General features: G+C 43.7%; 11 protein-coding genes. 3 read left to right on the forward strand and 8 right to left on the reverse strand.

Annotation, left to right across the window (positions count from 1 at the left end; translation table 11 throughout):
* Nucleotides 1-249 precede the first annotated feature (249 nt).
* Nucleotides 250-1,647, forward strand: a complete 1,398-nt coding sequence (gene aspA, locus H0R92_RS02575; protein ID WP_432960863.1) for an aspartate ammonia-lyase — start codon at nucleotides 250-252, stop codon at nucleotides 1,645-1,647.
* 75 nt (nucleotides 1,648-1,722) lie between these two features.
* Here aspA and H0R92_RS02580 read toward each other — a convergent pair whose 3' ends face one another.
* The 8 genes from H0R92_RS02580 to H0R92_RS02615 form a co-directional block, all read right to left on the reverse strand.
* The gene (locus H0R92_RS02580) at nucleotides 1,723-3,417 is read right to left on the reverse strand and encodes an SWIM zinc finger family protein (RefSeq protein ID WP_432960865.1); all 1,695 of its coding nucleotides are present in this window, start codon (nucleotides 3,415-3,417) and stop codon (nucleotides 1,723-1,725) included.
* A 196-nt stretch (nucleotides 3,418-3,613) separates the two neighbouring features.
* Nucleotides 3,614-4,768 carry a Fic family protein gene (locus H0R92_RS02585; RefSeq protein WP_432960867.1) on the reverse strand — a complete coding sequence of 385 codons (1,155 nt, stop codon included), beginning with the start codon at nucleotides 4,766-4,768 and terminating at the stop codon, nucleotides 3,614-3,616.
* 213 nt (nucleotides 4,769-4,981) lie between these two features.
* Nucleotides 4,982-5,626 (reverse strand): ribonuclease HII, encoded by a 645-nt coding sequence (locus tag H0R92_RS02590; RefSeq protein WP_432960869.1) that lies wholly within the window; start codon nucleotides 5,624-5,626, stop codon nucleotides 4,982-4,984.
* Nucleotides 5,623-6,690 (reverse strand): hypothetical protein, encoded by a 1,068-nt coding sequence (locus H0R92_RS02595; protein ID WP_432960871.1) that lies wholly within the window; start codon nucleotides 6,688-6,690, stop codon nucleotides 5,623-5,625. Before H0R92_RS02595 ends, H0R92_RS02590 begins: the two co-directional genes overlap by 4 nt.
* A 9-nt stretch (nucleotides 6,691-6,699) precedes the next feature.
* Nucleotides 6,700-7,836, reverse strand: coding sequence for a hypothetical protein (locus H0R92_RS02600; protein WP_432960873.1), 1,137 nt, complete (start codon nucleotides 7,834-7,836; stop codon nucleotides 6,700-6,702).
* A gap of 48 nt (nucleotides 7,837-7,884) precedes the next feature.
* Complete coding sequence (locus H0R92_RS02605; protein ID WP_432960875.1) at nucleotides 7,885-9,951, reverse strand: chitobiase/beta-hexosaminidase C-terminal domain-containing protein; 2,067 nt, start codon at nucleotides 9,949-9,951, stop codon at nucleotides 7,885-7,887.
* A gap of 22 nt (nucleotides 9,952-9,973) precedes the next feature.
* On the reverse strand, nucleotides 9,974-10,591 hold the full coding sequence (locus H0R92_RS02610; RefSeq protein WP_432960877.1) for a phosphoribosyltransferase: 618 nt from the start codon (nucleotides 10,589-10,591) through the stop codon (nucleotides 9,974-9,976).
* Between the two features lie 65 nt (nucleotides 10,592-10,656).
* A complete protein-coding gene (locus tag H0R92_RS02615) occupies nucleotides 10,657-11,079 on the reverse strand; it encodes an integrase core domain-containing protein (protein ID WP_432960879.1) in 423 nt (140 codons plus the stop codon).
* Between the two features lie 437 nt (nucleotides 11,080-11,516).
* Between H0R92_RS02615 and H0R92_RS02620 the strand changes: the two genes are divergently transcribed.
* Complete coding sequence (locus H0R92_RS02620) at nucleotides 11,517-13,271, forward strand: DEAD/DEAH box helicase (protein ID WP_432960881.1); 1,755 nt, start codon at nucleotides 11,517-11,519, stop codon at nucleotides 13,269-13,271.
* A gap of 68 nt (nucleotides 13,272-13,339) precedes the next feature.
* Entirely contained in the window at nucleotides 13,340-14,983 is a 1,644-nt protein-coding gene (locus H0R92_RS02625) for an ABC-F family ATP-binding cassette domain-containing protein (RefSeq protein WP_428771288.1), read from the forward strand.
* The last annotated feature ends 24 nt before the right edge of the window (nucleotides 14,984-15,007 follow it).

Here is a 15,007-nt window from a genome sequence, read left to right on the forward strand (position 1 = left end):
GTGAACTATAGCGTACCGATTTGTACGTTTTCGTTTTACAGTATAACACCGCTTTAATTTTCGTACCAGCGTCATTATTTGAAAAGCATACGTCAAAAATTGAAAAAAAGGGCGTTTTTTAAAACACATATGCAGCCCGTCATGACTTATATAAAAATGCCTCTGGCACTTTGCTTTTTTTCGCGTTACACTGTTGACATGCACAGTCGGTAATGTACAGCAAAACCGACCACAGGAGAAGCGACGACTATGAGAACCGAACACGATTTACTCGGAGAGCGCGAAGTTCCGGATGAAGCCTATTACGGCATTCAAACCCTGCGCGCCGTTGAAAACTTTTCGATAACGGGTATAAAACTGAATTTATATCCGCAGCTGATTTACGCCCTTGCCCGGGTAAAGGCGGCGGCCGCCCGCGCAAACTTCGACCTGGGTATTTTGGATAAGGCGCGCTGTGAGGCTATAGAAAAAGCCTGTGCAGAAGTTGCCGAAGGTAAATTCAATAAGGAATTTGTTGTGGATATGATTCAAGGCGGGGCGGGAACGTCGACAAACATGAACGCAAACGAAGTGATTGCAAACCGTGCCTTGGAACTGTTGGGGCATAAAAAGGGCGAATACACATACTGCCACCCGAACAACCACGTGAACCTGTCCCAATCGACAAACGACGCCTACCCCACCGCGGTTAAAATCGCCCTTTATTCGGGAAACAAACCTTTAATAGAAGAACTGCAAAGACTCATCGCTTCTATGCGCAAAAAGGCGGCCGAGTTTTCTTCGGTTTTAAAGATGGGACGCACCCAGTTACAGGACGCCGTTCCGATGACACTCGGACAAACCTTCGAAGCTTACGCGGTAACCCTCACGGAAGAAGTCGAGCGCTTAAACGAAAACGCCCGCCTTTTTTCGGAAATCAATATGGGAGCAACGGCTATCGGCACGGGCATAAACAGCGAGCCGGGTTATGTTGAAAAAGTAACCGCGCACTTAAAAAACATTACGGGTATGCCCCTTGTTTCATCGCCCAACCTTATCGAAGCCACGCAGGACACCGGCTCCTTTGTTATGTATTCGGCTTCGGTAAAGCGGCTTGCCCTAAAACTTTCCAAAATCTGCAACGATTTACGGCTTTTGTCGTCGGGGCCGCGCTGCGGCATAAACGAAATAAATTTGCCGCCCGTGCAGCCGGGTTCGTCCATTATGCCCGGAAAGGTGAATCCGGTTATTCCCGAAGCGGTTAACCAAACCGCCTTTAAGGTTATCGGAAACGATTTAAGCGTAACCCTCGCCTCGGAAGCCGGACAATTGGAATTAAACGTGTTCGAGCCCATCATAGCATTCAGCCTGTTTCAATCGCAGGATATGCTGTGCCGCGCTATGGAAACCCTGCGCACACGCTGTATAGACGGCATTACGGCAAACGCCGAGCTGTGCCGCGATATGGTCTACAAGAGCATAGGCTTGGTAACCGCCGTAAATCCGTTTATAGGCTACGAAGCGGCTACCGAAATCGCCAAAACCGCCCTTAAAACGGGACGCTCCGTATACGAGCTTGTATTGGAACAGGGTTTATTGACGCGAACGCAGCTTGACGATATTTTGAATCCCGAAAACATGACCCACCCGCGGAAGATACAAAAGTAAAAGGGCGCGGCGGGGAAAGAGCGGCGTTCACCAAGATGAATAGTATCGAATTGCAAAAAAATAAGCCGGACTCCGTTATACCCTCACGCGGCTCAACTCATCCATCATTGCGGGACGATTTTTATACTTGATACGGAACTCTTCCAAAATACCTTTTACGATTTCTTTTCCGCCGGAATAGGACTTCATCCGCTTTAAATAACCGGCAATTTCCCCGTAGACGGCTCTTCCCGAAACCGGCTCAGCCATTGAGCGTATTACGGCTTCATATTTTTTCAGTATCCCTTCGGGATCCAAATCCCTTATTTTATCCTCATAGTATATAATATAATAGAGTCCATCCTGATGTAAGGCTTTATCCAAAATCCTTTCGTAAAGCCCCTCATAGTCATAGAGTGTATACACATTTCTTGCGCAGGCAAAAATCTTTTCGCGTTCGTTTTCCCATTCATCTTCGGTATACAGAATTTTCAGTTCTTTATATATTTCAAAATCACCCCTAGCATATTTCAGCACCAGATTCCATAATTCCCGTTTATAATCTTCCGCTCGATTTGTTTTTAAATACAGGTCTTTTAATATGTAACTGTACTTATGCACAATGCCCGGAAGATTTTTAAATAGCTCTTTGCCCTCATCAAGAAGCACGATCGCTTCATCAAGGCGCTCTGTCCTTATACATTCTTCAATATAGTATGTTCTTATATCGGTAAAACCGATATATTGCTTACAATATGCATCTATATCCTCTTGCGCAAACAAAAGTTGTTTCATCACCTGAATACGATACTGAACCCATTTGGAAATATTGTAATCATCCGTAGAAAACAATGACTCGATATATGAGGCACGCTCATTTTGAGAATCACTGCTTGGTTCCGATAAAAGACGTATATGTGTGTCGCATAAAATCAGTTTATCATGTAAAAAGTCATTTTCGGAAAAATTATCAAACAACACTCTCTCGATATACTCTTCCATGTAATCGGGAATATCTTTTTCAAGTATTTTTTTTATCTGTTTATACATCGCTTGCTTTAAATCCGTACCGCAAAGCAAAAATAAATCACGCCACAAATCAGCACAAACCAAAGCCAAAGAGGAGAGAACACCGTCCGAATCGTCAATATTAACACTGCATAATTTCATAAAAGAGTAGCGGATAAGTTCAAAAGCGGGATTATATGCCCCCCTTTGAATCAAAGCCCCCACCTTCTCTTCCAAAAATTCATACAATTCCCGCTCAAAATACCGTGCATCACTATATGAAATAAAACCGTGCCTGTCGGCATTGCGCTTACAAACGGAATTTATTTCTTTTTTTAGGATTTTAACATCGATATCGGAGATATCGGGATTACACAGTATTTTAAATTTTTCACGCAGCATTTCATTTTTTTTTAAAACATCAATTACAAAGCGTTTTACCGTTTCGGCATCGGCATTTTCCACAAGGGTTTTGACGGAATCGTTTTTTGCAACAGACGGAGTATCAGTAGAAGGAGTATCATCAAAGGGATTCTCATCCGCACGGTATAAAACCGCCGCCATGTGTTTGCACGTGTGTCCTTCGGATGCATAGGGACAGGAGCAATACATATTGCTTATGCGGCCGCAGGATAAGATAATTTCAACATCATAAACCTCATTGCCGACAACGGAAGCGGTAATGGTATTGCCTTCTTTTTTAAATTTTTCTACTGCTCCTGCATTATAATAATCAAATCCGCGTGCCGTTACTTTATCGGAAAATAAGTTTTGCCAATCCATATAACCCTCACATTATAATTATAAAAATCTGAATAAATGTGAGTTCATAGCTCATTTTTATTCCGATATCGCTTAATGAAAAATTTTTGTTCATAAAAGGACTCCTAATATTCTTACAAAAAAACCGCACTAAAACCCACTCCATAATAACGGCTTTTATATTTTAGCACCTTAGGCTTATGGCTAATCATTTTTTTTAAAAATAATCTGTTGTTCCTTCAGAGAGGATATCAACATACTGTCTATATACATATTGTTTATACCTCTGCTTATCTTCAACCAATTCTAAAATTTTAAGTTCCGTTAAAGTTTCCAACAGTTTATTTACAGTCGGTTTACTTAAACTTAATAAGTGTCTAATATCTTCCGTTTTTACAAAGGGATGTTTCAACACATAATCATATACTGAAAGAAGATTTGAAACACTACCCTTTTGTATGGTACGAATTTTTTCCGTATCGTCATTTTTTAATTTTATAATCTTTTGTATTGAGAAAATTGCATTTTCAGATACTTCGCATATTCCTTGCATAAAAAACTTAATCCATGCTTCAAACTCTCCCTTTGTACGGACATTGTTAAGGAGTTCATAGTATCTATTTCTATTGTTTTTAAAAAAGTAGCTCAAATATAAAACAGGATATTCTATAAGTTTTTCCTTTTTTAAAAACAATATGATGAGCAATCGTCCCATTCTTCCGTTTCCGTCTAAAAAGGGATGGATGGTTTCAAATTGATAATGGATTAATGCAATTTTTATTAGAGCGGAAATTAAATTATCCTCATACATGTATTTTTCCAAATCATTCAGTGAAGCATTCATCTCATCAGGGGAAGGAGGAACAAAACTTGCAGCGGTTAATGTACATCCTGCAGAACCAATCCAATTTTGAGATTTTCTAAACTCTCCCGGTGCTTTTTCTTTGCCTCGCACATTCGATAAAAGAATAGCATGAGTTTCCTTGATTAAGCGCATGCACAAAGGTAATTCCGCCAATCGTTGGAATGCATAATGTGCGGCTTTTATATAATTGACTATTTCTTCCGTTTCTTTTATTTTTTCGCTATTCCTGTTTTTTTGCAAAACATCAATAAGCGAAGCTTGCGTTCCTTCAATTTGTGAGCTGATAACCGCTTCTTTTTGCACATACATGGATACAAACAGGTCTATATCAGGTATGGTAATAGCCATACCGTCCAATCTTCCTAAAAGAAGATGGGCTCTATTTATCAAAAAATTCATTTCATCATCTATATCAATTTTTATATTTTTTAAATTATGAGGAATAAAACATTCATAATCGGTTTGTGTTCTTTTTAATTTTCCTGCTCTGTTTGTTTCCAATTTCATGATTTTTACCTTTTAAGTAAAATTCTCTTTACTTAGAACAAGTATACCAACTCTAAGTAAAATAATCAATCATTTTTTTTACTTAAAATAAATTTTTTTTATAATATGCCGGCCCGTTCCGGTGAAAAACCGCATAAGCAAACCGGCACGTCTATCAGGATAAGATAGACCTGTATAAGTTCCATATATTTTTTACCTTTTATTAAGGTATCTTTAATACGAAAAGCTCATGCGCTGGATGGGAGAGGGGCCGATTTCGCGGCAGATTTTGCGGTGTAAGGAGGTAGGATAGCCCTTGTGTTTTTCGTAGCCGTATGCGGGGTACAGTTGTGCGTAGGCGCACATAATGCGGTCGCGCTCGGTTTTTGCCAAAATAGAGGCGGCCATAACGGCGGGGATTTCGGCGTCGGCTTTAACGCGCGCTTCGCATACGATGTCGATATGTGCCCCGTCCGTATGTACACCGGTTAGCTTTATAGAACCTATATCCGGCCGGGCATTGCCGTCGGCTATACAAAGGACTGAAAAATCGCAGGCAGGAACGCCCGTATAAGAGGGCGCACACAATTTTGTATACAGTTTTTCAAGGGCCTGCTCAAAGGCCTGTTTCATTGCGAGTAAGCTTGCCTGCAAAATATTGATGCGGTCTATTTCTTTTTCGCCGACCGAAGCGACGGCCCAGGCAAGAGCTTTTTCTTTTATAAGGACTTCGGCGGCAGAACGCTTTTTTTCGGACAGTTTTTTTGAATCGTTTAAAATTCCAAGGGGAAAATCGTCGGGAAGAAAAACCGCCGCAGCGGTTACCGGTCCTGCAAGGGGTCCTCTTCCCGCTTCATCCAAGCCGCACACAAAGTTCATAGGCTTTTTTTAACCATAACATGCAGAGAAGTGTTTTTATCGTATTCTTCCCGTTCGTTTAAAAAAAAGGCACAAACGATATAGTACAGTGCTTTATCCGAAAAATGCATTTTTACTTGCGGCTTATCGGAAACATAGTCGATGCTGACGGCTTGCAAAACACCGTCATCGGAAAATACCGCTGCAAAAGCAGGAGCGGCCAGCCATTTTCCTTTAGGCGTACACAAACCTGCCGTATATACCCCCTGTTCGTCAGGACTGAAAACCGTAAAACATACCAATGCCTTGTCGGTCAAAACGGCGGGCACCGCTTCGGGATTTTCGGCGTCAAAAAGCAATGCCGGCACGGGTAAAGCAAAGGTTTGCGAGGAACGAAGCCATTCGGAGGTTTTTTCACGTATAAGATCGGCGGCTTGTACGGAAGGGCTAAAAAGCGTTTTGACGTCAATGCTTTCTTTTACATTTAAAAAATCGGCTTTGTCGGAATGCCGGTTTTCAAAACGTACTTCATATAAAGAGCTGTTTTTCCCTCGAAAAATAAACACACCGTTTTTAACGGCCGCCTCGCCGGACGGATATACGGGCGACTGCAACGATTGTAACACCTTTCCCGTCTTTATATCCAACACGATTAAAGAAGGACGGGCATCCATAAACACAATCGAATCGGAAAATAAACAGGGCGGACACAGTATCGGATATTCCGAATTATATGTCCATGAAGAATCGGCATATATTTTTCCGTCATAGTGAGCATCCAACCGTTCAAACATACCGGTACACACAAGGCGGTAAAAATCATCGCTGAGCGAAAAACGAAGTTCATGCCGTTCAAAAAACGGCTGCATAGAAAAAAGAGTTGCACCGTTGTCGGTACAGGGATAAAAATAAGGCGTATAAGATGCAATTGGCGGTTCTTCTATACGCAAAGGCGGTAAAGAAGGTAAATCAGCGATTTTTTCTTTGTGCCCGATATGCCGTACAAAAAAAACGATTAAAACTGAAAAAATCAAAACACACACCGTTATCAAAAAAACCGCAGCTTTATTTTTCTTTTTACTCATCTTTTCCGCCTAAAGGATTTTTTGTACATCGCCCCGATACGCCAGTGCATTGATACGGGATACATATAAAAATCCGCATACGCTCACATAATTCAAAAATCGGTTTAACCGGTCAAGATCGTTTAAGGGTAAACTTTGTACGGCAACGGGAGCATTTTTCACATATGCGTATAAACAGCCGATTTTGGAAGGAAGCAGTTTCTCCGGATTAAAACCGTATAAACGCCCTTCGTATTCGCTCCGTTCGACCAAAAAGCGGCTTGTATATACGGCGCGCGAATGCGGTTTTATATCGCGGCTTACGGGATTGCCGAAAACCGTACCGTATTCATCGATTGTACTTTGCCATTTTTTTTCCGCTTCCTCATATGTATCGAAATTGCATAATACGTAAACGGCGGCCGGATTGTCCGAAAATTCTATTATATTTTTTATTGAAGGCCCGCCGGCTTTTATCAAACGTTCGACGCAAAAAAAAGCATGAAGGAGCAAAGAACGCTGCTCTCCCTGCGAGGGAATTTCAAAAACCGCTTCCGTTTGCTCGGTTTGCTCGGTTTGCTCGGATTGCTCGGACTGTTCTGACTGTTTATTTTGTAAAAACGAAAATAATGCGCGCGCCGTATCGGAAAGCGGAACTTCCTTCATACACAGTATACGGGAATATGTTTTTAAAAAACCGCTAAAATCTTCATCCGCAGGAATATTTAAATACGTGTTTTTTTGTACAAAATCCGTATAAAATAAAATCTCGCTTACGATAAAGGGGATAAGATGCGTATTTTCAGTTTGCGGCATGCGGACATATGTTTCAATTGCGGAACGCAGCTTTGTTTTATACGTGTTTAAAGCCGAAAGCGCTTTTTCCGTTTTCAATCCGGAATCCGTCCGGTATATATCGAAAAAAGAATTCCATAAATTATGCAATTCATAAAAAACGGCGATATCGGAAAAATCGTTCAATTCCGCCGAAAAAACCGATTCGGACAGCAACCGGGAGCAGTCGCTAAGGCCAAAAGACGGCACGAATTCGAATCCTTTTTTTTCACCCTCAGCGATATCGTCGGCAATATCGTCGGCGGACACTGTAAAAAAAACGAGTACAAAAAAGAATATGTAAAAAAAGCAGTACTTCAATCTTTTTTTCATAACAACTCCGCTTTAAAATCCGTTTTTGTTTTTTTAATTTTTCGCTTTTTAATACAGAGAAGAAAAACCGCTGTATGTATTTTCTTCCGAAACTTTTTTTTCGTCGGCCGTTATGCCGTAGTCGGACATTCCCGAAGATATATTGTCCCATACGGCGGCAATGCCTTTCATGTTTTTTTCGGAAATAAAATTATTATTATCGAGCGTAAAATTCGAATCGACAAACTCAAGGGCACGTACGAGCTTACCGGAAAGCCTAAACGAAGAATCCTTAATCGAAATTGAACTTTGTACACTTTTTAAGCCGATCCCCGTTTGTGCAATAATCAAGCTGCGTACATTATGCAAATTGACTGTCGATTGTTCGGCACTTACCGCATCCGCATATACGGAAGCTTCGACGGTAATTCCGCATTTTTCCATATCCGCCGATGAAGCGCTCAAGTTTAAACACGAAGCCGTATTCGGATCTTTACAAATAAGTTCGCTTCCGGAAAAAGAAAGAACGGCACATTCGGCGCTTATAAGATGATTTTGAAAAACATCGCTTATGCCGCCGTAATTTTGTTCGAGGGTACAATCTTTGAGAGAAAAAAAAGCATTGCGCACAATAAGGGATGCGCCTTTTTCAAACTGAAGTCTGGTTTTGCCGTTTCCGCAAATTTCCGTATCCCGTTCTATAAGCAAGGACTGTATACCGCTGAAAGTTCCGTCCGCTAGACAACGAATAAAGGGAGCATCCGATTTTTGTACGGCGCCGTACAGTGATAAAAAAGTATCGAACGGTTTATCGGGCGAACCGTCGGCTTTTTCCGTACTGCGGTCGGGAAGAAGGCGGTCGGAAACATAATAATTGACGGTATCTACGACGGTTTGAAAGCGCACCGTTTCACTTTTATTACCGGCGGCGTCAAGACTGTATGCATATACGGTGTATAAAAGAGCTTCCGTCCGGGAAGAAGGCAGCGTAAGGATTTCACCGTCGAATCGTTTAAAATCGGCGGGGTTTACAGGCGTTACGGATTTATCCAAAGTTTCAATATCGGAACGGAAAAAACCTTTTTGTGATTGTATCGGAGGCGGAATATAATAATAAATAAGGGCCCCGCCTTGGATATCCAGATTGACGTTTTTCCGTGCGTAAAAATCGCTTTCGGAAGCAACAAAAACGGGTTGTCGAGGCGGAATCTTGTCTATTATAAAAGAAGGACGTACGCTTCCGTATTTTACGCCCTTATACAGTACGTCTATATCTTGCGAAAAACCGAACGCATCCCCTTCCAAAGCCTCTACGGTAAAAACGGGGGAATACAGGATACGCCCGTCTTTTGTTTTGACGCAAAATAAAAAATCTTCATTGCCGAAAGACAATTCCACAGTCGTATTTACGGCGGGAAATTTCGGCAGCCCCTTTAGGTCGAAATGTACGGGAACGGAAGCATCGAAAACGGTATCGCCGGTTTCGGCGGTCTCGGCGGCAAGACTTCCGCCGTCCCCTCCGGTATGTAATACATAGCGGTAAGGAATCTCACCGTCATAAACGATAAGCGGCACGTAGCGTTCGAATACCGTCGGCGAACTTAGGGCAAGACGCTTGCCGGAAAACGGCACGCCCGTATCCCCGAGCGTATACGAAATCTCCTGCGGTATATCAAGATATGAAGACGAATCGATTCGTATAAACGGATGTATGCCATTTAAAGTGCCTGTTCCGTTTACCGTACTTAGCCCGCTTGCTGCCGACGAAAAAGTATGGGCGGCTTCAATATAAGCGGGTGTTTCTTTAAGCACTACCGTATAGTTAATTTTCGAAAAACTTCGTTTACCGTTACGGTCTATCGTTGCAACCGAAAGCTGCACGTTGCCGGCAATGTTCAGTACAACCGGTCCGTCGTAAGCCAGTCCCGAAACGGACGGATCTTCTCCGTTAAAAGAATAAAAAGCTTCGGTTCCTTCGGGCAAATCAAGCACTAAGCTTTGGTAATTTGCCCATACACCCGCAGCGGGATTTAAAATACGTATGCCGGACTGAGCGGAAACGGGAATAAAAAAAAAGGCGTTTAAAAAAAACGAGTATACGAAAAAACGTAAACGGAAAAAGGGGCTGTGGTTCATAGTCTTTCTCCCTGTACCGTACTCAAGTTGATGTGCTTTGCTCCGCAAACAAAGGCTCCAACACTTCGCGCAATTCCGGATCCGAAGCGTAATAATATTGTTCGCGTTCTTCGGCCGTTAAGCCTACCAATTCATGGCTCAAATAATGCAGCCAGCCGTCTTTTTCGCGGTTGGTTAGGGTAAATTTGCGGCACCAATAATCGGGCTGAATGGGAAGCTGTTCTTCATCCGTAAAATACTTGTAATCGTGAACGGCAACCTTTATGTCTTTGCGCGGAATTCCTTTTTCAAGCAAAATTTCCACTAAGTGATTGATTGTTCGGCCGCTGTCGAAAATATCGTCCACCAACAAAATACGGTCTCCGTGTCGCAAATGTTCCGGAGAATACGTCCACCCGTCAACCATAACACGGCTGTGGCAGCGTATATCCGAATAAGAACGGGCAACGACGGCGGCATATAAAACCGGATGCACATCTTTGCGGGCAAGTTTAAAATATTCGCTTAACACATTGGCAACATAGGCTCCGCCGCGAAGCGAAACATAGATAACATCGGGTATAAATCCGTCCTGAACGATACGATGAGCCAATTTTAACGCATTATTACGTATCATATCGGACGATACAAATTCTTTCATTAAATCATACTCCTGTACCTATCATACCACAGTAAACCCTGTTTCGGCAAGATGAAAGTCCGTACTCACTGGAAATAGGACACAAGCGAATTTTTTTGTGTATAAAACATAGCCTCAAATTGTTTTGGAGTCAAGAAATCCAATCCTTCATGTGGGCGTTGGTTCTCATACTTAAAAATCCACTCGTCAATGCTTTCCTGCAACTCGTGCACATTCATCGGTTCGCAATGATAATCCGGGCACTCAGTCTGTAGCGTTCCGATGAACCGCTGCCTGATTTTCTGTAAGGCTGTTTTTCCTGCTGCAGAAGAACAGTTGCTCGATACATGCACGACAGGACGTCGGGTATATTGGCCGATTCCGCACATTGATTTAAGCCGATACCAATCTATGATTTTAAGCCTCTGCTGTACCTCTTTTGACAGCCTATAATTTCCGGCTGCCAGTTGCTTTTGGTACGCTATTCGTGTTACCCTGTGTATGGACATCCTGTGTGCATGTGTGCCTCCGTGTGAATATTTTTTGCCTTAAAACATTCTACCATGGAAGCTCTTTTTTTGCTTTAGGGTGTCCTATTTCTTTGTGAAATCGGACAGAACACAGGCTTCCCATCCCCCTTCTTTTTCACCGCCGGCACGGACGCCGGTTAAAGCCTCACATCCCCGATTGTTAGGCGGTGTAGCCGTCTAATAATCGTTGCTGAAAAGCGCACAGAATATAAGCTTGCAATCCCCCGTCTCTTTCACCGCCGGCACGGATGCCGGTTAAAGCCTCATATCCCCGAGTTTTGTACTTTGTACAAAACTCGTTGCATACAATCGGACAGGAAGTCCGATTGTATGCCCTTTACCCTTTCCGCAATCTATGGTACAATATCGCAGTATTTGCAAGACTTTACATACAAATCAAATATAAAAGAGATACTATGGACTTTAGCGAATTGAATTTAGATACCGCTCTGATGGAGGGTATACAAAAAGCGGGGTATGTAACCTGCACGCCCGTTCAGGAACGGGTATTAACGGGCGCCTTTGAAGGTGCGGACTTATATGTCCAATCGCAAACGGGCACGGGAAAAACCGCAGCCTATTTAATTACCGTTATTCAGCAAATGCTCGCCAATCCCAAAATGACCGGCAAAAAAGCCCTTGTTATGGTTCCCACGCGCGAGCTTACGGTGCAAGTGGAAGAAGAAGCGAAAAACCTTTTATCGGCGACAAAACTGAAGGCCGCAAGTTTTTACGGCGGTGTCGGTTACACCAAACAGACAGCCCTTTTAAAAAAAGGCGTAGACATCATTATCGGAACTCCCGGCCGTCTTATAGACTTGCAGGAATCGGGCATTATGGATTTGAGCACGGTGGGTTTTTTGGTTGTCGATGAAGCCGACCGTATGTTCGACATGGGCTTTTACCCCGATTTACGAAAACTCATCAAAGTGCTGCCTAAAACCGAAGAGCGGCAAACCATGCTTTTCAGTGCGACTTTAAACACCTATGTAAAAAATCTTGCATGGGAATACACGGACAACGCTCAGGAAATTACAATAGAAGCCGAACACATTACGGTTGACGAAATCGACCAAATGCTCTTGCACGTTTCAAGCGACGATAAAATCAAACTTTTGCTGGGCATCTTAAAAAAAGAAAAAGCCGAAAGCGTGCTGATTTTTTGCAATACAAAACGAAGCTGCGAAGTGATTGCCAAGCGCTTGGGCCTTAACGGCATAGAGTCCGAATTTATCATAGGCGACTTACCGCAGTCCAAACGCCTGCAAGTACTCAACTCGTTTAAAAGCGGCTCTCTTACCTGTTTGGTGGCAACCGATGTTGCGGCCCGCGGTATAGATGTCAACGACCTTGCTATGGTAATCAACTTCGATTTACCGAACGAAGCGGAAAACTACGTACACCGCATAGGAAGAACCGCCCGCGCGGGAAAAAGCGGCAAAGCTTACACCTTTTGCTCCGAGCAGGACGTATACAATTTGCCGGCTATCGAGCGCTATTTGGGAAATCCGATTCCCTCCTCCGTTGCCGGCGAAGAACAGTTTGCCGAAGATAAAAGCGCCGGCGTATATATTAAAACCGGCTTTTACCGTGAAGACGGCGATTACGAAGGCGGCCGCGGCGGAAGGCGTGCCAAAGGACCGGGTTCAAAATCGGGACGCTTTGAACGCTCATCTTCCGGACGCTCTCAAGGACGCTTCGGAAAAAGAGGCGGCGATTTTGCAGGCGGATTCAAAGAAGGCAAAAAACATTCGAAAACGGATTCGCATTACGCCGGCACGTCCGCAGCCGACAAGTCCTACAAATCGGCACGGGATATCAGCAGCCTTTCGTTTGAAGAGCGCATGAAGTTTTACCGCGAAAAATACGGCGGCGAAGGCGGCGCTTACAAAGCGGACGAAAACCGCACAAGCTTTGATGAGCGCGGTAAAAAGAAGGGTAAAGCTCAAGGCGGTTTTAAACGCAAGGGCGGAAAAAGCGAACGCTTTACCAAAAAGCGCGACGGAAAAAATTACGCAGGTGCCGACAGTGCCGCGGCAAAGGCCGCATATTCGGGCAATGCGGATAAAAGAGCCAAAACACCGGCAAAGGGCGCTCAAACTAAAGCCGGGACTCCCGCCAAAAAAGGACTTTTTGCAGCTATCAAAGGCTTATTCGGCAAAAAAAAATAAAGCGGTAATCGGTACTGAAAAAACGGCGGCGCTCATAAAACCGTATATAAATCGGCACAGGAGAAAGTATGTTACACGTAAGTGATATCAGTTTAAAATTCGGGGAACGTTCCCTTTTTAAAGACGTAAATCTTAAATTCACACCGGGCAACTGCTACGGTATTATCGGCGCAAACGGCGCGGGAAAATCCACCTTTTTAAAAATCCTTTCGGGCGAACTCGAACACGATTCGGGTCAAATCATTATGACACCCGGCGAGCGCATGGCGGTTCTCAAGCAGGACCACTTTGCCTTTGACGGGTTTTCGGTAAAGGACACGGTAATGTCGGGCTTCCCGAAACTGTACGAATGTGCCAAAGCACGCGAAGCAATTTACGCAAAAGAGGACTTCAGCGAAGAAGACGGCATCCGCGCAAGCGAACTTGAAGCCGAATTTGCCGAATTGGGCGGCTGGGAAGCCGAAAACCAAATCGAGCAAATGCTTTCGGGTTTGGGACTTGAAGAAGAATACCACAACCGCATGATGAGCGAGCTTGACGAAAGCCAAAAGGTGCGCGTTTTGCTTGCCCAAGCCATTTTCGGAGAGCCGGATATCCTCCTTTTGGACGAACCGACCAACGGTTTGGATTTGGAATCCATTACCTGGCTTGAAGATTTTTTAATCGATTTTCCGAACACCGTCATTGTCGTCAGCCACGACCGCCACTTTTTGAATTCGGTATGTACCTCTATTTGCGACATCGATTACGGTAAAATCAGCCAGTTTACGGGTAACTACGACTTTTGGTATCAAATGAGCCAAATTATGCAGCGCCAGGCAAAGGATCAGGCTAAAAAGCGCGAAGAAAAAATGAAGGATTTGCGCGAGTTTATTTTGCGCTTTGCCTCAAACGCCGCAAAAAGCCGTCAGGCGACAAGCCGCAAAAAAATATACGACAAGCTGGCCTTGGAAGAATTGCAGGTTACAAGCCGCAAATTTCCCTATGTAAACTTTAAGCCCTCGCGCGACATCGGCAACAATGTGCTGCGTGTCGAAAAACTGAATTACGCTCACGAGGGAATCACCCTTTTAAAGGACTTCAGTTTGGTTGTCAATAAAACCGATAAAATAGCCTTTGTCGGTTTGGAACACAAGTCAAAATCCGCCTTTTTCGACATTATAAGCGAAACGATTAAGCCGGATTCGGGAGACGTCTATTGGGGGCAAACCTGTACCCACGCCTACCTTTCGATAGACAACTCCGAACATTTTGAAAACGATTTGAATATCACCGATTGGCTTCGCCAATATTCGCCCGAACAGGACGACGCATACGTGCGCGGATTTTTAGGGCGCATGCTTTTTACCGGAGACGAATCCTTAAAGCCCGTTCGCGTATTGTCGGGAGGCGAAAAGGTGCGCTGTATGCTGTCAAAGCTTATGCTTTCCGGCGCCAACGTATTGATTTTGGACGAACCGACCAATCACTTGGACTTGGAAGCCATCACCAGCTTAAACGAAGCTTTAACCGATTTTCCCGGCGTTATACTGTTTAACAGCCACGACCACGAGTTTATAAGTTCGGTTGCAAACCGCATTATAGAAATCACCCCCGCAGGCATTATCGACCGCATGATGAACTTTGACGACTACCTTGCCGACGAGCAGGTAAAAGAACTGCGGAGCGAATACTATAAAGACAGCGGCAAAAAGGTGAAGTTTAATATATAAGCCATATTTTAACCGCTTTTATAT

Origin of the sequence: Treponema sp. OMZ 840 (assembly GCF_050937815.1) — a bacterium.
In the GTDB taxonomy this organism is placed as follows: Bacteria; Spirochaetota; Spirochaetia; order Treponematales; family Treponemataceae; genus Treponema_C.

Bases quoted from the DNA above. Each gene is read 5' to 3' on its own strand.
- aspA (WP_432960863.1), top strand. From the start codon at position 250: ATGAGAACCGAACACGATTTACTCGGAGAGCGCGAAGTTCCGGATGAA.
- H0R92_RS02580 (WP_432960865.1), bottom strand. From the start codon at position 3,417: ATGGATTGGCAAAACTTATTTTCCGATAAAGTAACGGCACGCGGATTT.
- H0R92_RS02585 (WP_432960867.1), bottom strand. From the start codon at position 4,768: ATGAAATTGGAAACAAACAGAGCAGGAAAATTAAAAAGAACACAAACC.
- H0R92_RS02590 (WP_432960869.1), bottom strand. From the start codon at position 5,626: ATGAACTTTGTGTGCGGCTTGGATGAAGCGGGAAGAGGACCCCTTGCA.
- H0R92_RS02595 (WP_432960871.1), bottom strand. From the start codon at position 6,690: ATGAGTAAAAAGAAAAATAAAGCTGCGGTTTTTTTGATAACGGTGTGT.
- H0R92_RS02600 (WP_432960873.1), bottom strand. From the start codon at position 7,836: ATGAAAAAAAGATTGAAGTACTGCTTTTTTTACATATTCTTTTTTGTA.
- H0R92_RS02605 (WP_432960875.1), bottom strand. From the start codon at position 9,951: ATGAACCACAGCCCCTTTTTCCGTTTACGTTTTTTCGTATACTCGTTT.
- H0R92_RS02610 (WP_432960877.1), bottom strand. From the start codon at position 10,591: ATGAAAGAATTTGTATCGTCCGATATGATACGTAATAATGCGTTAAAA.
- H0R92_RS02615 (WP_432960879.1), bottom strand. From the start codon at position 11,079: ATGTCCATACACAGGGTAACACGAATAGCGTACCAAAAGCAACTGGCA.
- H0R92_RS02620 (WP_432960881.1), top strand. From the start codon at position 11,517: ATGGACTTTAGCGAATTGAATTTAGATACCGCTCTGATGGAGGGTATA.
- H0R92_RS02625 (WP_428771288.1), top strand. From the start codon at position 13,340: ATGTTACACGTAAGTGATATCAGTTTAAAATTCGGGGAACGTTCCCTT.